This is a genomic window from Massilia sp. X63 (assembly GCF_041023745.1).
In the GTDB taxonomy this organism is placed as follows: Bacteria; Pseudomonadota; Gammaproteobacteria; order Burkholderiales; family Burkholderiaceae_D; genus Telluria.
In genome coordinates, this window is record NZ_JBFTEF010000006.1 from 69507 (window position 1) to 91955 (window position 22449).

Here is a 22449-nt window from a genome sequence, read left to right on the forward strand (position 1 = left end):
CAAAACGGCAGCGCTTCGATTCCGCGTTTCAACAAGCAAAAAAAATCGGGCCGCGCAGGGCCCGATTCGTGGGGGAGCAGACGACAGCTCAGCGCGCCGCCACCGGCGTGGCGGGCTCGGTCCAGCCGCCGCCCAGCACGCTGTACAGCGTCACCTGGTTCTGCAGGCGCTGCAGGTTGGCCTGCACCGCCGCCTGCTGCGCCTGGAACAGCGCGCGCTGGGCGTCGAGCAGCTCGAGGTAGCTGGCCGCGCCGTTGCGGTAGCGCAGGTCGGCCAGGTTGAAGCGATCGGCCTCGGCCTCGGCCACCGCGCGCTGGGCGCGCAGCTGCTCGCTGAAGGTCGACTGTCCCGCCAGCGCGTCCGCCACTTCGCGGAACGCGGTCTGGATCGAGCGCTCGTACTGCGCCACCGCGATGTCGCGCTGGGCGCGGGCCGAGCCCAGCACCGCGGTGTTGCGGCCGTAGTCGAAGATCGGCAGGATCGCCTGCGGCGCGAAGCTCCAGCCGTAGGAGCCGCTCTTGAACAGGCCCGACAGCTCGGTGCTGGCGCTGCCCACGCTGCCCGTCAGCGTGATGCGCGGGAAGAAGTTGGCGCGCGCCGCGCCGATGTTGGCGTTGGCCGCGATCAGCTGCTGCTCGGCCGCGCGGATGTCAGGGCGGCTGGCCAGCAGGTCGGACGGCAGGCCGGCCGGCAGGTCGGGCAGGTCGGTCGAGGCCAGGGTGGCGCCGGCTGCCGCGCTGCCCGGCACCGGCGTGCCCACCAGCAGGGTCAGCAGGTTCAGGTCCTGGGCGCGCTGGCGCTGCTGCGCCGCGAGCGTGGCCAGCGCGGTTTCCACCAGCGAACGGGCCTGCTGCAGCTCGAAGCGCGAGGACACGCCGTTGTCGAAGCGCAGCTGGATCAGGCGCAGCGATTCCTGGCGCGTGCCCAGGGTTTGCTGGGTGATCGCCAGCAGCTCTTCGTCGGCCAGCAGCTGCAGGTAGACGTTGGCCACCGACGAGACCAGGCTGATCTGCGCCGACTTGCGCGCTTCTTCGGTCGCCAGGTACTGCGCCAGCGCGGCCTCGGACAGGTTGCGCACCCGGCCGAACAGGTCGAGCTCGAAGGCCGAGACCGAGAAGCCCGACTGGTAGACGCTGTTGATCGGCTGGTCTTCGCCGGTGGTCTGGCGCGAACCGCTGATGCCCAGTCCGACCGTCGGCAGGCGCTCGGCGCGCTGGATGCGGTACTGCGCGCGCGCCTGTTCGATGTTGGCGATCGAGATGCGCAGGTCGCGGTTGTTGCTCAGGGCCTGCTCGATCAGGCTGCGCAGGCGCGCATCCGGGAAGAAGCGCTGCCACGCGATGCCGGCCGGCGCCTCGTTCGCCAGCTGGGCGGCGGGGGCGCTGGCAGGCTTGGGCAGCTCGGGGAAGGCCGGGGCCACCGGCGCTTGCGGTCGCTCGTACTTCGGCGCCAGCGACATGCAGCCCGACAGCAGCAGCGCCATCGTCATGCCGGATGCGAGCGGAGTCAGTTTTTTCATGTTATCGATCATGGTTGTTTTCCTTCGACGGCGGTGGCCTCGTCGGCATGGTGCGAATACTTCTCCTGCTGGCGCTTGCTGCCCTTGAAGATCTTGCGCACGACGACGAAGAACAGCGGCACGAACAGCACGCCCAGCGTGGAAGCCGTCATCATACCGCCCATCACGCCGGTACCGATCGCGCGCTGCGATGCCGAGCCGGCGCCGCCTGCGATCACCAGCGGCAGCACGCCCAGAATAAAGGCCAGCGAGGTCATGATGATCGGGCGGAAGCGCAGGTGCGCCGCCTCGATCGCCGCTTCCATCGGCGACTTGCCCTGCGCCTGCAGGTCCTTCGCGAACTCGATGATCAGCACCGCGTTCTTCGCCGCCAGGCCGACGATGGTCACCAGGCCGATCTTGAAGTACACGTCGTTCGGGTAGCCGCGCATCATGGCCGCCAGCACGGCGCCCAGGACACCGAAAGGCACCACCAGCAGCACCGACACCGGGATCGACCAGCTTTCATACAGCGCCGCCAGGGCCAGGAAGATCGCCAGCAGCGAGAAGGCCATCAGGATACCCATGGTGCCGCTGGAGAGCTGTTCCTCGCGCGACTGGCCGGTCCACTCGAAGGCGAAGCCGGCCGGCAGCTTGCCTGCCAGGCGTTCCATCTCGGCCAGCGCGTCGCCGGTCGAATAGCCCGGCTTGGCGTCGCCCGAGATGCTCATGGCCGGATAGCCGTTGTAGCGCAGGGTCTGCATCGGGCCGGTCACCCACTTGGTGGTCGCGAACGAGGACAGCGGCACCGGCTGGCCCTGGTTGTTCAGGGCGTTCAGGCGCAGCAGGTCGTCCGGCTGCATGCGGGCGCTGGCCTCGGCCTGCACCACGACGCGCTGCAGGCGGCCGGCGTTCGGGAAGTCGTTCACGTAGGACGAGCCCAGCGCGGTCGAGATCGCGGTGTTGATGGCGTCGAAGGACACGCCCAGCGCTTGCGCCTTGTCGCGGTCGATGTCCAGACGGACCTGCGGCGCGTCTTCCAGGCCTTCCGGACGCACGCCGGCCAGGACCGGGCTCTGTGCGGCCATGCCGAGCAGCTGGTTGCGGGCCGCCAGCAGGGCTTCGTGGCCGTTGCCGCCGCGGTCCTGCAGGCGGAAGCTGAAGCCGGTGCCGCGGCCCAGTTCCGGGATCGGCGGCGGCGACAGCGCGAAGATGAAGGCATCGCGCACGCCCGACAGGCCGCCGATGATGCGGCCGGCCACGGCCTGGGCGCTCGAGTTCTCGCCCTTGCGCTCGTCCCAGTCTTTCAGCGGGATGAAGGCCAGCGCCATGTTCTGGCCGGCGCCCGAGAACGAGAAGCCCAGCACGCTGACCATGTTGGCCACTTCCGGCTGCTTCATGATGAAGTTCTCGGCGGTGCGCATCACTTCGTTGGTGCGCTCGAGCGTGGCGCCCGGCGGCAACTGGATGTTGGCGATCACGTAGCCCTGGTCTTCGTTCGGCAGGAAGGAGTTCGGCATGCGGGTGAAGAACAGCGCCACCAGGCCGCAGACCAGCACGAAGGCGACCAGCGCGCGGCCGGAGCCGCGAATCAGCTTGCCGACCCAGCCTTCGTAACCCTTGGCGGTGGCGGCGAACTTGCGGTTGAACCAGCCGAAGAAGCCGCGCTTCTCGTGGTGGTGGCCGGCCTCGACCGGTTTCAGGAAGTGCGCGCACAGCGCCGGCGTCAGGGACAGCGCCAGGAAGGCCGAGAAGGCGATCGAGGACACCATGACGACCGAGAACTGGCGGTAGATGTTACCCACCGCGCCGCCGAAGAAGGCCAGCGGCACGAACACCGACATCAGGACCACGGTCACGCCGACGATCGCGCCGGAGATCTGGCTCATCGCCTTGCGGGTGGCCTGCAGCGGCGGCAGTCCCTCTTCGGACATGATGCGCTCGACGTTCTCGACGACCACGATGGCGTCGTCGACCACGATACCGATCACCAGCACCATGCCGAACATGGTCAGCACGTTGATCGAGTAGCCCAGCGCCAGCAGCGTGCCGAGCGAACCCAGCAGGGCCACCGGGACCACGATGGTCGGGATGATCGTGTAGCGGAAGTTCTGCAGGAACAGATACATCACCAGGAACACCAGCACCAGCGCTTCGACCAGGGTATGCAGCACCTGTTCGATCGAGATGTCGATGAACTTCGAGCTGTCGAACGGCACCGTGGCCTTGACGCCGGCCGGGAAGAACTTCGACAGTTCGTCGATGCGCTCCTTGACCAGGCGCGCCGTTTCCAGCGCGTTGCCCGATGGCGCCAGCTGCACGCCGATACCGGTGGACGGCTTGCCGTTCAGGCGCGCCGAGGTACCGTAGGCCTGGCCGCCGATCTCGATGCGGGCCACGTCCTTCAGGCGGACGGTGGAGCCGTCCGGATTCGCGCGCAGCACGATGTTGCCGAACTGTTCGACAGTGGAGAGCTGGCCGGTGACGACCACGGTCGCGGTGATCTCCTGGCCCTGGGCCAGCGGCAGCTCGCCGATGGTGCCCGAAGCCACCTGGGCATTCTGGCTGCGGATCGCATTGTTGACGTCGGCCGGCGACAGGCGGAAGCCCACCAGCTTGGCCGGGTCGATCCAGACGCGCATGGCGCGCTCGGTACCGAACAGCTGCGCGGTGCCGACGCCCTTGATGCGCTGGATTTCAGGCAGCACGGTGCGCGAGGCGTAGTCGCCCAGCGCGATCGGGTCCCACTTCGGGTCGTCCGACGAGAGGATGGTAAACAGCAGGAAGTTGGCGCGTACCTTGTCGACGCGCACGCCCTGCTGGTTCACCGCCGCGGGCAGGCGCGGGGTCGCGCGCGACAGGCGGTTCTGCACGTCCACCTGGGCGAGCTCGGGGTTGGTGCCGGTTTCGAAAGTCAGGGTGATCGAGCCGCTGCCGTTGGCGGTGCTGCTCGATTCCATGTAGACCAGGCCCGGCGAACCGTTCATCTCGCGTTCGATGACGGAGATGACCGAGTCTTCCAGGGTCTGTGCCGAGGCGCCCGGGTAGGCGGCGTTGATCACGATCGACGGCGGCGCCACGTTCGGATACTGGGCGACCGGCAGCTGGGTGATCGAGACCGCGCCGATCACCATGATGAACAGCGCGATCACCCACGCGAAAATTGGGCGGTCAATAAAAAAGCGTGCCATGAATTAGTCCTGTTCCTGTCCTGCTTAGCGGCGGGCGGTGCCGGCCGCCGGGGTGGCGCTCGGGGTCGATCCGGACGGCGCCGAGGCCGGGGCCTGGCCCGCGGTCTGGGCGCCGGCCGACGCCGAGGTCCATGGCACCGGCTTGACCGGGGTGCCCGGCGGCAGCATCTGCAGTTTCTGGAAGCCGTCGACCATCACGCGTTCGCCTTCCTTGAGGCCATCGGTGACGACCCAGTTGGCGCCGTGCTGCGAGCCGATCTTGACGACGCGCTGGGCCGGCTTGTTGTCCGCGCCGACCACCATCAGGGTGTCGCCCTGCGGGCCGCCGCGGGTGACGGCCTGCTGCGGCACCACGATGCCGTTCGGGACCTCGGCCTGGGCCAGGCGTACGCGCACGTACTGGCCCGGCAGCAGGGCGTTGTCCGGGTTCGGGACCTGGGCGCGCAGCGTGACCTGGCCGGTGCTCGGGTCGACGGTGACGTCCGAGAACAGCAGGCGGCCCTTGCTTGCCAGCTCGGTGCCGTCATCGAGGATCACGCTCACCGGGGCGTCCTTGGCGCTTGCGCCGGCCTGCTTGCGCAGGCGCTGCAGGTCGCTGGCCGACTGGGTGATGTTCAGGTACATCGGGTTGGTCTGCTGGATCAGCGCCATTTCGGTCGCCTGGGCGCTCGAGACCAGCGCGCCTTCGGTCACCAGCGAGCGGCCGATGCGGCCCGAGATCGGGGCGTACACATTGGCGTAGCCGGCGTTGATCTGGGCGATGCGCACCTGGGCCTTGGCGGCCGCCACGGCGGCTTCGGCCTGCTTCTGGGCGGCCACGGCGTTGGTGTATTCCTGCTTGCTGATGGCGTTGGCCTCGACCAGCGGCTTGTAGCGCTCGGCCTGGGCGGTGGCCTGGTTCAGGGTCGCCTGGGCGCTGCCGACGTCGGCCTGGGCCGCGGCGAGGCGCGCCTGGTAAGGGGCCGGGTCGATCTGGTACAGGGACTGGCCTTGCTTGACTTCGCTGCCTTCGGTAAACAGGCGCTTGAGCACCACGCCGTCCACGCGCGCGCGGACCTGGGCGGTGCGGACCGGCTCGGCACGTGCCGGCAGTTCGGTCAGCAGCGCGACCGATTCGTATTTGGTGGTGATCACGCCGACTTCTGGCGCCGGCATGCCGCCGCCCGGGGCGCCTGCGCCCGGGGCAGCGTCTTTCTTGCCGCAGCCCGACAGCAGGGCAAGGGCCATCAGCGTGCCGGCGGCGACGCGGGTCAGTGAAAGGGGCCTGGACAGGGAGGAGTGGTCTGAGCGCATTACGTATGCTTCCTTCTCATTGTTGTTTCGATATCCGGCGCAGACCTTTCGACTGCACGCGAATCCTTACTGGCTTTTACGGATGGTTTTATATACTATCACGGCTGTATGTTTATTGCTGGAGCGTCCCCTCAAATCGAAGGGCAATGAAAAAATGGCACGTAAAACCAAAGCGGAGGCTGCGGCGACCCGCGACAGCATCCTTGACGCTGCTGAAAGATTGTTCGCCCAACAAGGCGTATCACGAACGACATTACAGCATATTGCAACCGCGGCGGGTGTAACGCGCGGTGCGATTTACTGGCATTTCCTGGACAAAGGCGCATTGTTCAACGCGATGTTCGACCGCGCCAAGATGCCGATGGACGAGGCCATGCAGCAGCTCGACACCCAGCGCGACGTCAAGGATCCGCTGCAATGCCTGCGCGACGACATGATGACGGTGCTGCGCATCGTGGTCGAGGACCCGAAGGCGCGCCGCGTGTTCGAGATCGCCACGCTGAAGACGGAATTCATCGACGAGGTCGATGCGGTGCGGGCACGCCGGAGCGAGTCGATCACCCTGTGGCAGGACCGCATGGAAGGGCACCTGAAGCAGGCGCAGGAAAAAGGCATGCTGCGCCCCGGCGTGGCGACGCTGGCGGCGGCGCAGGGCGGCTGGATCCTGGTGGATGGCTTGATCCGCAACTGGATCTTCGAACCGACCTGGTTCGACCTGGTCGAACTGGGCGGGACCGTGATCGATACCTACCTGGCGGGCATGCGGGTCTCGTAGCGTGGGCGGCTATGCCGCCCACGCGGTGATGCCTGCTGGCTCCGTTTTTGCACCGGATGATCTCGCTGCAAACGATCACCGCGTGGGCGAGAAACTCGCCCACCCTACAAAAAACGCGCTTTGAAAGCGCGTCTTCTTGTTACTTCTTCATCTCTTCGATCATCTTCTTCAGCTTGATCGAGTCGGCCACGAAGGCGCGGATGCCTTCGGCCAGTTTCTCGGTGGCCATCGCGTCCTCGTTCAGCATGAAGCGGAAGCTCTTCTCGTCGACCGCGATCTTCTCGATGTCGGCGTTGGCGTCCGCCACCAGCTTGCGCTCGACCGGCGCGTCGGCGTCGGCCAGCTTCTGCAGCAGGTCCGGCGAGATGGTCAGGAGGTCGCAGCCGGCCAGTTCCAGGATCTGCGAGGTGTTGCGGAAGCTTGCGCCCATCACTTCGGTGTCGAAGCCGAACTTGCGGTAGTACTGGTAGATGCGCTTGACCGACTGCACGCCCGGATCGTCAGCGCCCTGGTACTCGGTGCCGGTCGACTTCTTGTACCAGTCGTAGATGCGGCCGACGAAGGGCGAGATCAGCTTGACGCCGGCTTCGGCGCAGGCAACGGCCTGGCACAGCGAGAACAGCAGGGTCAGGTTGCAGTGGATGCCGTCCTTTTCCAGGATCTCGGCGGCGCGGATGCCTTCCCAGGTCGAGGCGATCTTGATCAGGACGCGCTCGCGCGACACGCCGGCCTTTTCGTACAGGGCGATCAGTTCGCGGCCCTTGGCGACGGTGCCTTCGGTATCGAAGGAAAGGGCGGCATCGATCTCGGTCGAGACGCGGCCTGGCACGAACTTCAGGATTTCGACGCCGAAACCGATCAGGAGGTTGTCGACGATTTCATCGACCGAGGCGTGCGGCGCGTCGGCGATGGCCTTTTCCAGCAGCGGGCGGTATTCCGGCTTCTGCACGGCCTTCAGGATCAGCGACGGATTGGTGGTGGCGTCCTGCGGCGCGTAGGCCTTGATCGACTGGAAGTCGCCGGTGTCGGCGACCACGGTGGTGTACTGCTTGAGTTGTTCGAGTTGGTTCATGTTGGGGCTCGGTGTTGATGAGTGAAACTGGGAATCTGTGTATGGCTTCGGCAGGGAACCTGGATCCCGGCGCAGGCCGGGATCCAGGTTCAACCCTCCTTAAACGAAATCGGTGCCGTCCAGGAAGGCGGCCAGCATGCGTTCCAGGCCTTCACGGTCTTCGTCCGAGAACCGGTCGAGCGAGGGGCTGTCGATGTCGAATACGCCGACCACCTCGCCGTCCTTGATCAGCGGAATCACGATCTCGGAATTCGAGGCCGAATCGCAGGCGATGTGGCCAGGGAAGGCGTGGACGTCCGGCACCACGATGGTCTTGCGCTCGGCGGCGGCGGTGCCGCAGACGCCGCGTCCGAAGGGGATGCGGGCGCAGGCCGGCTTGCCCTGGAAGGGGCCGACCAGCAGGTCGTAGCCGTCGCCCTTGCGGGCTGGAACCGTGAAATAGAAGCCGGCCCAGTTCAGGTCGGCCAGGGTGTCGTAGACGAGGGCGGAAAACTGGGCGGCGTTCGCCATCAGCGTGCGTTCGCCTTCGAGGACGCTTTCGACCTGGCGTTCCAGCAAGGGGTAGTCGGGGCGGGACGTGCGTTCGGGATTGATATGCATTGGCGTGGCCCGGGATGCTATGGAAACCGGGTATTTTACACCTGTGGCAAGTCGGATGCGCCGGCGCGAGCGTGACGAACCTGGGTTCCGGCCTTCGCCGGAACGACGCGTCGAACCTGCCACTGGACGACGGGCCGTCATCCCGGCGAAGGCCGGGGGGCAATTTTGCGAGCGACTCGTTAGCCGATAAACGAATCGAACTGCATGTCGAATTCCTGCAGCGCCTTCTGGGCGTTCTGCATCTTCTTGCGGAACTCGGGCCCGCGTTGCAGCGCCAGGCCCACCGCCAGCACGTCGATCACCACCAGGTAGGCCAGGCGCGCCGAGATCGGCGTGTAGGGGTCGATCGCGAACACCAGGTCGATCGGGATGAACAGGGTCGCGATCTCGGCCAGCGGGGTGCCGGACGGCGCCAGCACGATCACGTCGGCGCCGCCGCGCCGCGCCAGCTTGGCCGAGCGGGTCAGCGCCGGGTTGTTGCCGCGCTGCGAAATCGCCACCACGGCGTCGCCCTCGCGCAGCAGGGCCGCGGCGATCGAATGGATGGCCGGGTCGGTATAGGCCACCGTCGGCACGCCCGAGCGGAAGAACTTGTGCTGGGCGTCGGCCGCGACGAAGCCCGACGAACCCTGGCCGTAGAACTCGATCTTGTTGGCGCGCGACAGGATGTCGAGCGCCTTCTGGATCAGTTCCGGCTTGAGGTTGTTGCGCAGGTCGAGCAGGGTGTTGATCGAGCGGCTGCAGATCTTGTTGACCAGGTCGGCCGCCAGGTCGTCCGGCGCCGGCTGCTCGTTCGCGCCCGGCAGCGCCAGCGCCAGGCCCTGCGCCAGTTTCAGCTTGAACTCGTGCCAGCCGTCGTAGCCGAGGGTGCGGCAGAAGCGCACCACGGTCGGCTCGGACACTTGCGCGCTCTTGGCCAGGGCGGTGATGTTCTGGCTCACCGTGTTCGATGGCGCGGCCAGCACGGCGAGCGCCACCTTGCGTTCGGATTTCGACAGCGAGTCGAGCTGGGAGCGGATGGAATCGAGCAGCATGATGGTAGCCGTCAGTCTTCAGGCAGCACTTCTTCGCGCCACTGCAGCCCGTCGCGTCCGATCAGGGCGCTCGAGGCGGCAGGACCCCAGGTGCCCGAGGTGTACGGCACTGGCGCGCTGTCGTTCTGTTCCCAGTACTCGAGGATCGGCTCGACCCATTCCCAGGCCGCTTCCAGCTCGTCGCCGCGCATGAACAGGGTCAGCTGGCCGCGCAGCACGTCGACCAGCAGGCGCTCGTAGGCTTCCATGCGCGGGCTGGTGAACTGCTCGCGGAAGTCGAGTTCGAGCTCGGCCTGCTTCAGGCGCATCGAGTCGCCCGGGGTCTTGGCCATCAGGTTCATCGACAGGCCTTCGTCCGGCTGCAGGCGGATCACCAGGCTGTTCGGCTGGAAGCTCGAGGTCGGCTGGTTGAAGATCGAATGCGGGATCGGCTTGAAGCGCACCACGATCTCGGCCAGGCGGTCGGCCATGCGCTTGCCGGTGCGCAGGTAGAAGGGCACGCCGGCCCAGCGCCAGGTGTCGATCTCGGCCTTCATGGCCACGAAGGTTTCGGTCTTCGAGCCCTTCGGCGCACCCGGCTCCTCGCGGTAGCCCGGCACCGCCTGGCCGTCGATGTGGCCGGAACGGTACTGGCCGCGCACGATGTTCTGGGCCAGCGTGGTCGGGGTGAAGCGCTTCAGCGAGCGCAGCACCTGCAGCTTGGCGTCGCGCACGGCATCCGGCGCGATCGAGGTGGGCGGCTCCATGGCCACGATGCACAGCAGCTGCAGCAGGTGGTTCTGCAGCATGTCGCGCAGCGCGCCCGAGGTGTCGTAGTAGCCCAGGCGGTTGCCCACGCCGATCTTCTCGGCGATGGTGATCTGCACGTCCGAGATCCACTCGCGGCGCCACAGCGGCTCGAACAGGATGTTCCCGAAGCGCAGGGCCAGCAGGTTCTGCACGGTCTCCTTGCCCAGGTAGTGGTCGATCCGGTAGATCTGCGTCTCAAGGAAGACCTTGCCGACATCCAGGTTGATCTGCTTGGCCGAGGCCAGGTCGCGCCCCAGCGGCTTTTCCAGCACCACGCGCGAGTTCGGCGAGACCAGCCTGGTTTCGGCCAGGTTGTCGCAGATGGTCGCGAACAGATGCGGCGGCGTCGCCAGGTAGTAGACGCGGGTCAGCGCTTCGTCCTTGCGGAGGGCCTCCACCAGCGGGCCGAAGGTCGACACGTCGGTGGCGTTCAGCGCCACGTAGACGATGCGCTTGAGGAAGCGTGCCCAGGTTTCGTCCTGCGGCGTTTCCTTGATATGCGGCTTCGAATTTTTCTCGATGAACCGGAGGAAGTCTTCCTGCGAGAAGTCGTCACGGCCAACGCAGACGATGCGGGCCGTATCGGGCAGGTCGTTGCAGACGTCGCGCGCATACATCGCGGGGAGCAGCTTGCGCATTGCAAGGTCGCCGCTGCCGCCAAAGAAAACGAGGTCGAAATCGGAAAGGGCCATGGGAATCGGGGAAGAAGTGGAAGCGTGGTGTGTAAATTTACTACACCAATATTGGCTTAGCAAGAAAATCTACTACGTAATGGCTGGGTTGGACGCCGTGCCGGGTGGGCGGCGCCGCCCGGCAATCCGGTCCGGTATCGAATGGGCGGCAGGTGGCCGCCCGTCCGCCATCAACGGTGGATGTATTCCGGCTCTTCGCGACCGGCCACGTCGACCCGGATCGACAGCAGCTTGCCGCTGAGCGGATAGCGCGCCAGCTCCTCGGCCGTCCGGCCATGGCTGGCGCTGGTGATGTACAGGGTGCGCAGGTCCGGCCCGCCGAAGGCGACCGAGGTGGGGCAGCGCAGCGGCAGCAGGATTTCGCGCAGGATCTCGCCGCTCGGGGCGATGCGCAGCACGCGGCCGCCTTCGAACATGGCCACCCAGTAGGCGCCTTCGCTGTCGACGGTGGCGCCGTCCGGCCGGCCGCCGTAGTCCGGCGCCGTCTTATCCTGTGGGAAGGTCTTCAGGGTGCGCCCGTTCGCATGCGCGCCGGTGGCCGGGTCGAAGTCGTAGCAGTCGATCCGGTGCGTGGTGGTGTCGGCATGGAACATGGTGCGCCCGTCCAGGCTCCAGGCCAGGCCGTTCGAGTTGGTCATGTTGCCGGCCCAGGCGCGGCGCAGCTGGCCGCGCTCGAGCACGTACATCTCGGCGGCCGGCTGGTCGCGCGGCTCGTACATGGTGCCGATCCAGAAGCGTCCCGCCGGGTCCACGCGGCCGTCGTTGAAGCGCACGATGCCGGTGTCGTAGGGGGCGTCGGCGATCGGGGTTTCCTTGCCGCTGGTGGTGTTCAGGCAGACCAGGCCGGTGCGCGTCGCCACGACCAGGTTGTTGTCGCCGTCGATGGCCAGCGCCGACGGTTCCGAACCCATCTTCCAGTACGAATACTTGCCGCTGGCCGGGTGCACCCGGTTGACCGTGCGGCCGTTGATGTCCACCCAGTACAGCGCCGACTCGACCTCGTGCCAGGTTGCCGCTTCGCCGACGAGCATCGGCGCGTCGTGCACTACTTCAAATTTATCGCTTGCCATGGAATGTCGTGATCAGGTTCAGAAAGCGGCCTTGGCGCGGGCGATCAGGCCGTTGGTGGAGCTGTCGTGATTGTCCGGTTGGGCATCGCCCGCCAGCTCGGCTTCGATCTTCTTCGCCAGCACCTTGCCCAGTTCAACGCCCCACTGGTCGAAACTGTTGACGTTCCAGATCACGCCCTGCACGAAGGTCTTGTGCTCGTACAGCGCGATCAGGGCGCCCAGGGTGGACGGGGTCAGGCGTTCCATCAGGATGGTGTTGCTCGGGCGGTTGCCCGGGAAGGTCTTGTGCGGCGCCAGGCGTTCGACTTCCTCCGGGGCCAGGCCCTGCGCCCGCAGGTCCGCGCGCACCTCGTCGATGGTCTTGCCCTTCATGAAGGCTTCCGACTGGGCGAAGCAGTTCGCCAGCAGGGCGGTATGGTGGTGTTCCATCTCGTGCGCCGGACGCAGCGCGGCGATGAAGTCGATCGGCGTCAGGTCGGTGCCCTGGTGCAGCAGCTGGAAGTAGGCGTGCTGGCCGTTGGTGCCGGGCTCGCCCCAGATCGCCGGGCAGGTCGGGGTGTCGACCGGGTCGCCGTCGCGGGTGACGCACTTGCCGTTGCTCTCCATGTCGAGCTGCTGCAGGTAGGCCGGGAAGCGGTTCAGGTCCTGGTGGTAAGGGGCGATGGTGACCGAGTGGGCATCGAGGAATTCGCGATTCCAGAAGCCGACCAGGGCCAGGAGCATCGGCATGTTCTGCTCGACGGGCGCGCTGCGGAAGTGCTCGTCCATGGCGTGGGCGCCGGCCAGGAAGTCGCTGAAGTAGCCGAAGCCCACCGCCAGCGCCACCGACAGGCCGATTGCCGACCACACCGAGTAACGGCCGCCGACCCAGTCCCAGAACGGGAACATGTTGGCCGGGTCGATGCCGAACGCCTTGATGGCCTCAAGGTTGGTCGAGACGGCGACGAAGTGCTTCGCGAGGGCCTCTTCGGGTGCACGCTCGAGGAACCAGGCGCGCGCGGTCTGCGCATTCATCATGGTCTCGGCGGTGGTAAAGGTCTTGGAAGCCACGATGAACAGCGTGGTTTCCGGATCGACCTGCGACAGCGCCGCGTCCATGTCGTGGCCGTCCACGTTCGACACGAAATGCATGCGCAGACGCGGATGGGTGTAGTGGCGCAGCGCCAGCACGACCATCTTCGGGCCCAGGTCCGAGCCGCCGATGCCGATGTTGACGATGTCGGTGATCGGCTTGCCGGTGTGGCCCAGCCATTCGCCGCTGCGCACGGCGTCGCTGAAGCTCCTGACGCGGTCGAGCACCGCATGCACGTCGGCATTCACGTCCTGGCCGTCGACCACGAGCGTGCTGCCGCGCGGGGCGCGCAGGGCAGTGTGCAGGACCGCGCGGTTTTCGGTGTTGTTGATGCGTTCGCCGGCGAACATCGCGTCGCGCCGCTGCTCGACGCCACGCTCGCGTGCCAGCGCCGCCAGCAGTTCAAGCGTGCGCCCGTCGAGGCGATTTTTTGAATAGTCTAGGAACAGCCCCGCCGCTTCGACGGACAGGCGCGCGAAGCGCTGCGGGTCGGCGGCGAAGAGCGCGCGCATTTCCCAGTTTTCAGCCTCGGCTGCGTGGTTTTCAAGGGCTTGGAAGCTGGCGGTGGAGGTCAAGGTTGGCTGGCGCATAAGGTCAGTGTCGATGAGCGGTGCCGATGGCACAATGTTGTCAATAGCAGATTAACGAATAATACAGGAAGCGTGCGTAAATTCACTACATAAAAAAGTGGCAGCTTCACCACGCCTTCCGCAGTCGGGTTGGTCCATGAGCGGACGACCTCTCTCTACAGGCGGCCGAAAATTGGCTTGGCTGCGTCCCGTTCAAATCTGTAGTAAAATTTCAGATACTATATTTCCGAAGGAACGATCATGGCGCTGCACCCCGTAGTCGAACAGGTAACGAACCGGATCATCAAGCGAAGCCGCCCGTCGCGCGCGGCCTACCTCGCGCATATGGAGGCCGCCCGCGTGCAGGGCGTGCAGCGCGGGGCGCTGTCGTGCACCAACCTGGCGCACGGCTTCGCCGCGTTTCCGGCCAACGACAAGCTCAAGCTGAAGGAATACAAGAAGCCATCGGTGGCCATCGTCTCGTCCTATAACGATATGTTGTCGGCGCACCAGCCCTTCGAAACCTTCCCCCAGGTAATCAAGGAAGCCGTGCGCGAAGTCGACGCCGTGGCCCAGTTCGCGGGCGGCGTGCCGGCCATGTGCGACGGCGTGACGCAAGGCCAGCCGGGAATGGAGCTGTCGCTGTTCTCGCGCGACACCATCGCCATGGCCACCGCGGTCGCGATGTCGCACAACATGTTCGACGCGGCCCTGTACCTCGGCATCTGCGACAAGATCGTGCCTGGCCTCCTGATCGGCGCGCTGCACTTCGGCCACATCCCGGGCATCTTCGTGCCGGGCGGTCCGATGACCTCGGGCATCTCGAACAAGGAAAAGGCGGCCGTCCGCCAGCGCTACGCCAAGGGCGAGGCCACCCGCGAGGAACTCCTGGAGAACGAATCGGCCTCCTACCACGGCGCGGGCACCTGCACCTTCTACGGCACCGCCAACAGCAACCAGATGCTGATGGAGATGATGGGCCTGCACCTGCCGGGCTCCGCCTTCATCACGCCGGGCACGCCGCTGCGCGATGCGCTCACCAGGGCAGCAAGCCAGCAGGCGGTGGCGATCTCGCAGCAGGGCGGCCAGTACATGCCGATCGGGCACATCGTCGACGAGAAAAGCATCGTCAACGCCATCGTCGCGCTGCACGCGACCGGCGGCTCGACCAACCATACGCTGCACCTGATCGCCATCGCGCGCGCCGCCGGCATCGTGGTCGACTGGAACGACTTCGACGAGCTGTCGAAGGTGGTGCCGTCGCTGACCCGCATCTACCCGAACGGCGAAGCCGACGTGAACCACTTCCAGGCCGCCGGCGGCCCGGGCTTCGTCATCCGCGAGCTGCTCGATGCCGGCCTGGCCCACGAGGACGTCAACACCATCCTCGGCCACGGCCTGCGCGCCCACTGCAAGGAGCCCTTCCTGGGCGAAGACGGTCGCGTCGTGTTCCGCGACGTGCCGGAGAAAAGCGGCGACGAAGCGGTGCTGCGCCCGGCCAGCAATCCCTTCGCCAACAACGGCGGCATGGTGCTGGTGCAGGGCAACCTGGGCCGCGCCGTGATGAAGATCTCGGCGGTGAAGCCCGAATACCACGTGATCGAGGCGCCGGCCATCACCTTCGACTCGCAGGAAGACTTCATGCAGCGCTACAAGGACGGCGAGCTCGAGCGTGACTTCGTCGCCGTGATCCGCTTCCAGGGACCGCGCGCCAACGGCATGCCCGAACTGCACGCCCTGACCCCGGCGCTGTCGAACCTGCAGGATGCCGGTTTCAAGGTGGCGATGGTCACCGACGGCCGCATGTCGGGCGCTTCCGGCAAGGTGCCGGCGGCGATCCACGTGTCGCCCGAGATCCTGGCCGGCGGCCCGCTAGGCCTGGTGCGCGACGGCGACATCATCCGCGTCGACGCCACCACCGGCGCGCTCGAAGCACTGGTGGCGGACGACGTCTGGGCATCGCGCTGCATGGCCAGCGCCGACCTGACCAAGAGCCACATCGGCATGGGCCGCGAACTGTTCGCGATGTTCCGCTCCCATTCGAGCCCGGCGGAGGAGGGCGCGGCGACGTTCCCGCTGCCGTCGCCGATCGACACCACCGTACCGCTGCATGACGGCATCCAGACCGATGAAGTGCAGCCCGGTTCCGACGAAGACTATCTCTTTAGGACGCAGAAATGACTTTACTTGAAATCATGCGCTCGGCGAGCGTGATCCCCGTCATCGCCATCGACGACCCAAGCCACGCGGTCCCGCTGGCCAAGGCCCTGGTGGCAGGCGGCATCCGCGTGCTGGAAGTGACGCTACGCACCGAGCACGGCCTGCAGGCGATCCGCGACATGAGCGGCGTCGAAGGCGCCATCGTCGGCGTCGGCACGCTCACCCAGCCGCACGAATTCGACGCCGCGCGCGACGCCGGCGCGGTGTTCGGCGTCTCGCCGGGCCTGACCGCCGCCATGATCGACGCGGCAAAGAAGAGCGGCTTGCCGCTGCTGCCGGGCGTGATGACCCCGTCCGAAGTGATGGCGGCGCGCGAGCACGGCTTCAGGCAACTGAAGCTGTTCCCGGCAGTGCCGGCCGGCGGCGTCGGCATGTTGAACGCGATCGCCGGCCCGCTGCCGGACGTGACATTCTGCCCGACCGGCGGCATCTCGATCGAGACCGCGCCGAAGTTTTTGGCCTGCAAGAACGTTGCCTGCGTGGGCGGTTCCTGGCTGACGCCGAAAGACCTGATCGCCGCCGGCGACTGGGCCGGCATCACCGAACTGGCAAAGGCGGCTTCCGCGCTGCGTGCTGCCTGAGCCTTCCATGAAACGCCCTCGTTCTCGCGCGCTCACCGAGAACGAGGTCGCGATGGCGTCGCTGCTGTTCCGCGACGCCATCGACTACAGCCGCGTCCGTATTCACGGCCGGCGCTACATTCCTTTCCAGCCGACCAACTGCTGCATGACGCCGAACGGCAGCATGTATTTTCACCGGTCCTGTTTTCTTCCCGATTACACGCGCGGCGATCCGACGGCGATCCACTGGTTCATGCACGAGATGGTGCATGTGTGGCAGCACCAGCTGGGGTATCCGGTGCGCTTGCGCGGCGCGGTGCGCATCGGGCTGTCCTACGATTACACCCTGCGCGACGACGCGACCCTGGCCGACTACAACATGGAGGCGCAGGGCGACCTGCTGGCCGATTACTTCGTGCTGAAGTTCCTGGCCAAGCCCCAAGCCATGCGCCAGAAGCGCTACCGCGACAGCCTCGCGCTCTACGAACGGGTGCTGGCCTCGTTCCTGGAGCGCCCCGCTGCGCGCACCAACCTGCATCGCCCCCGCTGGCGCTTCCTGCGCCGGCATGGGGCGCAGGCGGCCTGACGCGCGCCGCGCAGTCATCGCCTCAGGCAGCCCCTTTTCCGGACGCGGCATACGCCAGGCTGGCCCGGGCCGGCAGGCGGCAGGCGGCCACCGATGGTGGCGCCGCAGGCGCCTCGCCCGCGCCATCGCCGATATTGAACACCCGCACCAGTTCGGCGAGCGCCAGCGCCTGGTCCTGCATCGATGCCGCCGCCGCGGCAGCTTCCTCGACCAGGTTGCGGATTTCCTTGGCCGCGGCGGCCGAGCGCTGGGCCAGGTTGCGCACCTCGGAGGCGACGACCGCGAAGCCGCGTCCCTGTTCGCCGGCACGCGCCGCTTCGACCGCCGCGTTCAGCGCCAGGATATTGGTCTGGAAGGCGATGCCGTCGATCACGCCGATGATGTCGGCGATTTTCTGCGAGGAGGCGTTGATCGACGCCATGGTGCTCACCACCTGCGCGACCACTTTCGCCGCCGCGGGTGGCGATCTGGGAAGCGTGCCGGGCCAGCATGTTGGCCTGTTGCGCATTGTCGGCGTTCAGGCGTACGGTGCCGGTCAGCTCTTCCACCAACGACGCGGTCTCTTCCAGCGAGGCGGCCTGCTGCTCGGTACGTGCCGACAGATCGAGGTTGCCGGAGGCGATCTCCTGCGAGGCGCCGACGATGCTTACGGTGCCGGCGCGCACCGCGCCCACGGTGTGCCGCAGGCTGGCGTTCATGGCCTGCAATGCCGCCATCAGCTTCCCGATCTCGTCACGCGATTCGACCCGGATATCGGCGCTCAGGTCGCCGGAGGCGGCCCGCCGCGCCAGTTCCACCGCGCGTGCCAGCGGACGGGTGATGCTGCGCGTAGGTCAAAGTACGGTTATTTGTAGAATTAATATTCCAGAATTTAGGATCAAGAATAAACGGCAATCTGCCGGGCTGGATGGGGCAGACCCAAATAATCTTGAACATCATTGCACTTAGGCAACGAAAACCGCCTGGGCACTGATTTTTCAGACACAACTGCGGCTTCCAGCAGGCAGGGGCGGCGCGGGGGAGCGAGCGCGACCGGATGTTTATATCGTTGTGCTCGCTACATCATCGGTGCGAGAATGGATTCCCGCTTTCTAACTCGAAAGGGCATCATGAACACCTCGTTCCTCTCGCGGATTTTCCGCGCCGCTCTTTTCACGATCGCAGTCGGCGCCTCGCAGACTGCCCTCGCAGGCAAGCCGTATCAACACTTCGTCGTCGGCGACGGCAGCAACGTCAATCTGCCCAGGCCGGCGACTTCTTCGCTGGTGCTGATGGGCGGCGGGCCCGACGTCGATGCGGCCTTCCAGTGGATGATCCAGAAGTCGGGCGGCGGCAACTTCGTCGTGATCCGCGCCACCGGCACCGATGCCTACAATCCCTACATCTACGCGATGGGCGGCGTCCGTTCGGTGGAAACCCTGATCATCCCGAGCCGCAGCGCGGCGAGCGACCCCTTCGTGCTGGAGCGTGTGCGCAATGCCGAGGCGGTGTTCATTGCCGGCGGCGACCAGAGCGACTACATGCGCTACTGGAAAGACACCCCGCTCGACAATGTCCTGCAAGAGCTGGCGAACCGCAACATTCCGCTGGGCGGCACCAGCGCCGGCCTGGCAGTGCTGGGGAAATTCATCTATACCGGTGAAAACCAGTCGGTCACCTCGCCCGAGGCCCTGGCCGACCCCTACAACAAGAACGTCACCCTGGGCCGTGATTTCCTGACACTTCCGGCCATGGACCGGGTGATCACGGATTCGCACCTGGACACGCGTGACCGGATGGGGCGCCTGGTCGCCTTCATGGGGCGCGTCGTCCAGGACGGCTGGAGCGGTACGGCGCGCGGCCTCGGCGTCGATGTCGAGACGGCCCTGCTGGTCGAGAACGGCCAGGCCCGTCGCGTCGGACTGGGTTCGGTGTATTTCCTGCAGAGCGTCGGCCTGCCGCAGGTATGCGCACCCAAGACGCCGCTGACCTACCGCAACCTGGGCGTGCAGCGCCTGTCCGGCGCCGGCAGCTTCGACCTGAACAACTGGGCCGGCTATGGATCGACCGTCAATTACACGATCTCGGCGGTGCAAGGGGTGTTGAGTTCGACCCAGCCGGGTGGGGCGGTGTATTAGGCGCCGGCCGCCGGCCGGCTAGTCGCCCTTGATGACCTCTTTGAGCGTCACGAGGTCGAGCTTTCCCACGAAGGCGATCTGCGCCATCCCTACGCGCGCGGCAGCGGCGTCGTACTTCAGCACATGACAGGCGCCATCGGGAATCGTCTCGGCGGGCCGGCCATCGACCTCGATGCGGCCGGGGTCCTTCAGGAAGCAGGCCCGCAAGGCATTGTGGCCGTGGCGGCGAATCTCGCGCAGGTCGTAGCGGTAGGTGGGAATCCGTCGCTGGACGGAGGAGACTTCTTCGAGCGCCTTCGCGAAGTCGGCATACGAGAGCGTTTGCGTGGGCGGAATCCGGACTTTCCACGCGATGCTCATCTTGCCCTTCTGGGTCTGGGTGTTGAACATGATGGTGCCCAGTTCCAGTATTCCCAGCTTCACTTCCGGCAGCAGGAAGTAGCCGCCTCGACGGACGGGGACCACCTGGTCGAGTTCGTTCCCGACAACGGCGACCGCCCAGGACTCCGGCGCGAACAGGTCCTGCTCCAGTTCACTCTTGGCGACGAACTGGACCCGGCCCAGCAGGTCGATTGCGCGCGGTTCCGGCGGCAACAACGATTGCAGATAGGTCTGGATCAGGTAGAAAGGCTTGTAGGGCAAGTCGCCCCGATTGGTCTGCCGGTGAATCTTGACCGGCGCCTGCGCTTCGAGCTGCAGAGCGGCAGTCACATCCTTGCCCGGACTGGTTTCGTGGGCGAAGGCCGGGCCCGGAACGGCGGCGAAGGCGGCGAGCGCCACGAGCGCCGCCATCTGCCGAACGGAAGGAGCAATCGGTGTCTTCATACTTGAATCATATTTATCGTGGCCTGCCTTCTCGAGCCGAGCTCACGGCGGGAAAACGGCAAGCTTGATGCGTTAGCAGCGCCGGCGCTTCTCGAGCACGTAATCGACCTCGACGCCTGGTCCCGGCATCCGGGTCCAGCCCTGGGCCTGGTAGAAGCGGTCGGCCCTGGTTTCCGCTGTGGTGACGAGCCTGACCCGCTCGTGCCCGAGTTCGAACAGCCAGTCCACTGCCAGCCCGAGCAAGGCCTTGCCGAGGCCGCGTCCTTCATGTCCCGGGCGGACGAACAAGGCCCAGATCGAGGCCTTGTGCCGGTCGGCATAGCTGAAGCCGGCGACCGCGCCGCCGACCTCCGCCACCCAGCCCCGCCCATCCCGGTCGAGATAATCCTCGTACATCTGCAGGGTCACGCGGGCCGGGTCGGACAGCACGTTCTCGCGGACCGACAGCCGGATTGCCGACATCGCCGGGATGTCCGCACTGCAGGCCCGGCGCAGGCGCACCGGCACCTCACTCATAGCGCAGGCAATCCACCGGCAACAGCCGCGAGGCCCGGCGCGCCGGATAGAAACCGAAGAACACGCCGACGGCGGTGGCGAAGCCGCATGCCACCAGCACCCCCTTGAAAGTCAGGAACACGTCGAACTTGCCGGTCGAGGTGATCGCCGCGGCGCCGCCCATGGCGATCAAGACGCCCACCAGGCCGCCGGCCACGCAGATCACCACCGACTCCGCCAGGAATTGCAGCAGCACCGCTCCCGGCCGCGCGCCGATGGCCATGCGGATGCCGATCTCGCGGGTGCGCTCGGTGACCGACACCAGCATGATGTTCATGATGCCGATCCCGCCCACCAGCAGCGAGATCGCGCCGATCAGTCCCAGCAGCAGGGCGACGCCGGCGCTGATCTTGTTGGCGGTGTCCGCGAACGAGGCCATGTTCTGCACCTTGAAATCGTCCGGACTGTCGAGGCGGATGCGGTGGCGGGCGCGCAGGGTTTCCTTGACGTCTTCTTCTGCTTCCTTCAGCGACATGTCGGGCCGGCCCTGGGCCGCGATGTAGTGCACGTTCTGCGGGAAGGGCATCTTGATCAGGTTGGCGCTGGCCGCCGTGATCGGCACCAGCACCAGTTCCGCGATGTCCGAGCCGTCGATCTGCTTGCCTTCGCCGGCCAGCACGCCGATCACCTGGAAGGCGACGTTCTCGATGCGGATGTAGCGCCCGAGCGGGTCGGCCTTGTAGAAGAACTGGTCGGCCACCTTCTGGCCGATCACCACCATGCGGCTCGAAGCGCGCACGTCGGCTTCGCTGAACAGGTTGCCCTGGTCGAGCTTCCAGTTGCGGATCTTGAACATGGCCGGGGTCACGCCGTGCACCTGGCTGTTGGCGCTTTCGTTGCCGGCGCTGAGCTTGAAGCTGCCCTGCAGGGCCGGCGCGGCGCCGGTCAGGCTGGGCAGCTCGTTCAGGGCCGCCGCGTCGTGGATCGACAGCGAGGGCACGGCGCCGGCGCGGGCGCGCTGCGCGCTGGTGCGGTCGCCGCCCGGGAACACGTAGAGCATGTTGGTGCCCAGCTGCTGCAGTTCCTTGCCGATGAAGCGCTGCATGCTGTCGCCGATGGCCAGCAGCAGCACCACGGACGCGATGCCGATCACGATGCCGAGCATGGTCAATGCGGTGCGCAGGCGGTTGGCCGCCATCGAGCGGAAGGATTCGATCAGTACCTGGATGAAGTTCATGCCGGCACCTCTGTGTGATTCGCGTTCGGCTGGCGCAGGCCCTCGGCGGCCGGTCCGTCGTACAGCACCCGGCCGTCCTTCAGGCGCACCAGGCGCCGGCTGTAGGCGGCGACGTCGGCTTCGTGGGTGACGAGCACGATGGTGATGCCGCGCTCCCGGTTCAGTTGCTGGAAGCTGGACATGATGTCGTCGCTGGTCTGGGTATCGAGGTTGCCGGTCGGTTCGTCCGCCAGCAGCAGCGGCGGATCGGTGGCCAGGGCCCGGGCGATGGCCACGCGCTGCTGCTGGCCGCCCGAGAGCTGGCTGGGCGTGCGCTTCGCCATGCCGCCCAGGCCGACCCGTTCGAGTTCCTGCAGCGCGCGCGTGTGCGCCTTGCCGCGGCCCCAGCCGGCATAGATCAGCGGCAGCGCCACGTTCTCTGCCACGCTCATGCGCTTGATCAGGTTGAAGCTCTGGAACACGAAGCCGATGGCGCGGTTGCGGATGTCGGCCAGCTGGGCGCGCGACAGCGACAGCGTGTCGACGCCATCGAGCAGGTAGGTGCCGCCGGTGGCCTGGTCGAGGCAGCCGAGGATGTTCATCAGGGTCGACTTGCCGGAGCCCGACTGGCCCATGATGGAGACGAAGTCGCCGCGCGCCACCTGCAGGTCGATCCCGTGCAGGACCCGGGTCTCGACGCTGCCGCTGACGTAGGTCTTGGTGACCCCACGGATGTCGATCAGAGAAGAAGTCAAGGAAGAGGTCAAGGCGGCGC

The 22449-nt window shown here is 66.5% G+C and carries 18 protein-coding genes and 1 pseudogene; 5 read left to right on the forward strand and 14 right to left on the reverse strand.

Annotated elements, in window-relative coordinates; all coding sequences use genetic code 11:
- Positions 1 to 88: 88 nt before the first annotated feature.
- The 3 genes from AB3347_RS13755 to AB3347_RS13765 are packed head-to-tail and all read right to left on the reverse strand — an operon-like array spanning position 89 to position 5982.
- Complete coding sequence (locus tag AB3347_RS13755) at positions 89 to 1519, reverse strand: efflux transporter outer membrane subunit (protein ID WP_369092372.1); 1431 nt, start codon at positions 1517 to 1519, stop codon at positions 89 to 91.
- A gap of 8 nt (positions 1520 to 1527) precedes the next feature.
- Positions 1528 to 4689 (reverse strand): efflux RND transporter permease subunit, encoded by a 3162-nt coding sequence (locus tag AB3347_RS13760; RefSeq protein ID WP_369092373.1) that lies wholly within the window; start codon positions 4687 to 4689, stop codon positions 1528 to 1530.
- 24 nt (positions 4690 to 4713) lie between these two features.
- Complete coding sequence (locus AB3347_RS13765) at positions 4714 to 5982, reverse strand: efflux RND transporter periplasmic adaptor subunit (RefSeq protein WP_369092374.1); 1269 nt, start codon at positions 5980 to 5982, stop codon at positions 4714 to 4716.
- Between the two features lie 154 nt (positions 5983 to 6136).
- Here AB3347_RS13765 and AB3347_RS13770 point away from each other — a divergent pair, with 154 nt between their 5' ends.
- Positions 6137 to 6757, forward strand: a complete 621-nt coding sequence (locus tag AB3347_RS13770; RefSeq protein WP_369092375.1) for a TetR family transcriptional regulator — start codon at positions 6137 to 6139, stop codon at positions 6755 to 6757.
- Positions 6758 to 6896: 139 nt separating this feature from the next.
- Here the strand turns inward: AB3347_RS13770 and tal are convergent, their stop codons facing one another.
- The 6 genes from tal to pgi all read right to left on the reverse strand — a co-directional run bounded on the left by tal (position 6897) and on the right by pgi (position 13676).
- On the reverse strand, positions 6897 to 7829 hold the full coding sequence (tal, locus tag AB3347_RS13775; protein ID WP_369092376.1) for a transaldolase: 933 nt from the start codon (positions 7827 to 7829) through the stop codon (positions 6897 to 6899).
- Positions 7830 to 7928: 99 nt separating this feature from the next.
- Positions 7929 to 8429 (reverse strand): GAF domain-containing protein, encoded by a 501-nt coding sequence (locus AB3347_RS13780; RefSeq protein WP_369092377.1) that lies wholly within the window; start codon positions 8427 to 8429, stop codon positions 7929 to 7931.
- Positions 8430 to 8608: 179 nt separating this feature from the next.
- The gene (locus tag AB3347_RS13785) at positions 8609 to 9463 is read right to left on the reverse strand and encodes an SIS domain-containing protein (RefSeq protein WP_369092378.1); all 855 of its coding nucleotides are present in this window, start codon (positions 9461 to 9463) and stop codon (positions 8609 to 8611) included.
- Between the two features lie 11 nt (positions 9464 to 9474).
- A complete protein-coding gene (zwf, locus tag AB3347_RS13790) occupies positions 9475 to 10944 on the reverse strand; it encodes a glucose-6-phosphate dehydrogenase (protein ID WP_369092379.1) in 1470 nt (489 codons plus the stop codon).
- Between the two features lie 170 nt (positions 10945 to 11114).
- A complete protein-coding gene (locus tag AB3347_RS13795) occupies positions 11115 to 12014 on the reverse strand; it encodes an SMP-30/gluconolactonase/LRE family protein (protein ID WP_369092380.1) in 900 nt (299 codons plus the stop codon).
- Positions 12015 to 12032: 18 nt separating this feature from the next.
- Positions 12033 to 13676, reverse strand: a complete 1644-nt coding sequence (gene pgi, locus AB3347_RS13800; protein WP_369092381.1) for a glucose-6-phosphate isomerase — start codon at positions 13674 to 13676, stop codon at positions 12033 to 12035.
- 240 nt (positions 13677 to 13916) lie between these two features.
- Here pgi and edd point away from each other — a divergent pair, with 240 nt between their 5' ends.
- Genes edd through AB3347_RS13815 form a run of 3 tightly spaced genes read left to right on the forward strand, consistent with a single transcriptional unit; the run spans position 13917 to position 17021 of the window.
- Positions 13917 to 15836, forward strand: a complete 1920-nt coding sequence (edd, locus tag AB3347_RS13805) for a phosphogluconate dehydratase (protein WP_369092382.1) — start codon at positions 13917 to 13919, stop codon at positions 15834 to 15836.
- On the forward strand, positions 15833 to 16456 hold the full coding sequence (gene eda, locus AB3347_RS13810) for a bifunctional 4-hydroxy-2-oxoglutarate aldolase/2-dehydro-3-deoxy-phosphogluconate aldolase (protein WP_369092383.1): 624 nt from the start codon (positions 15833 to 15835) through the stop codon (positions 16454 to 16456). Before edd ends, eda begins: the two co-directional genes overlap by 4 nt.
- A gap of 7 nt (positions 16457 to 16463) precedes the next feature.
- Positions 16464 to 17021 carry a Rhs element Vgr protein gene (locus tag AB3347_RS13815; RefSeq protein ID WP_369092384.1) on the forward strand — a complete coding sequence of 186 codons (558 nt, stop codon included), beginning with the start codon at positions 16464 to 16466 and terminating at the stop codon, positions 17019 to 17021.
- A 22-nt stretch (positions 17022 to 17043) separates the two neighbouring features.
- Here the strand turns inward: AB3347_RS13815 and AB3347_RS13820 are convergent.
- Positions 17044 to 17851: pseudogene (locus AB3347_RS13820) on the reverse strand (methyl-accepting chemotaxis protein); the annotation flags it as partial.
- A gap of 279 nt (positions 17852 to 18130) precedes the next feature.
- On the opposite strand from AB3347_RS13820, the gene AB3347_RS13825 reads away from it, so the two are divergent.
- Complete coding sequence (locus AB3347_RS13825; RefSeq protein WP_369092385.1) at positions 18131 to 19138, forward strand: cyanophycinase; 1008 nt, start codon at positions 18131 to 18133, stop codon at positions 19136 to 19138.
- Positions 19139 to 19156: 18 nt separating this feature from the next.
- Here AB3347_RS13825 and AB3347_RS13830 read toward each other — a convergent pair whose 3' ends face one another.
- The 4 genes from AB3347_RS13830 to AB3347_RS13845 all read right to left on the reverse strand — a co-directional run bounded on the left by AB3347_RS13830 (position 19157) and on the right by AB3347_RS13845 (position 22429).
- A complete protein-coding gene (locus tag AB3347_RS13830; RefSeq protein WP_369092386.1) occupies positions 19157 to 19963 on the reverse strand; it encodes a hypothetical protein in 807 nt (268 codons plus the stop codon).
- A gap of 72 nt (positions 19964 to 20035) precedes the next feature.
- Complete coding sequence (locus AB3347_RS13835; protein WP_369092387.1) at positions 20036 to 20479, reverse strand: N-acetyltransferase family protein; 444 nt, start codon at positions 20477 to 20479, stop codon at positions 20036 to 20038.
- Positions 20472 to 21695 (reverse strand): ABC transporter permease, encoded by a 1224-nt coding sequence (locus tag AB3347_RS13840; protein WP_369092388.1) that lies wholly within the window; start codon positions 21693 to 21695, stop codon positions 20472 to 20474. Before AB3347_RS13840 ends, AB3347_RS13835 begins: the two co-directional genes overlap by 8 nt.
- Positions 21692 to 22429: an ABC transporter ATP-binding protein gene (locus tag AB3347_RS13845; protein WP_369092389.1), complete on the reverse strand. Its 738-nt coding sequence runs from the start codon at positions 22427 to 22429 to the stop codon at positions 21692 to 21694. Before AB3347_RS13845 ends, AB3347_RS13840 begins: the two co-directional genes overlap by 4 nt.
- Positions 22430 to 22449 lie beyond the last annotated feature (20 nt).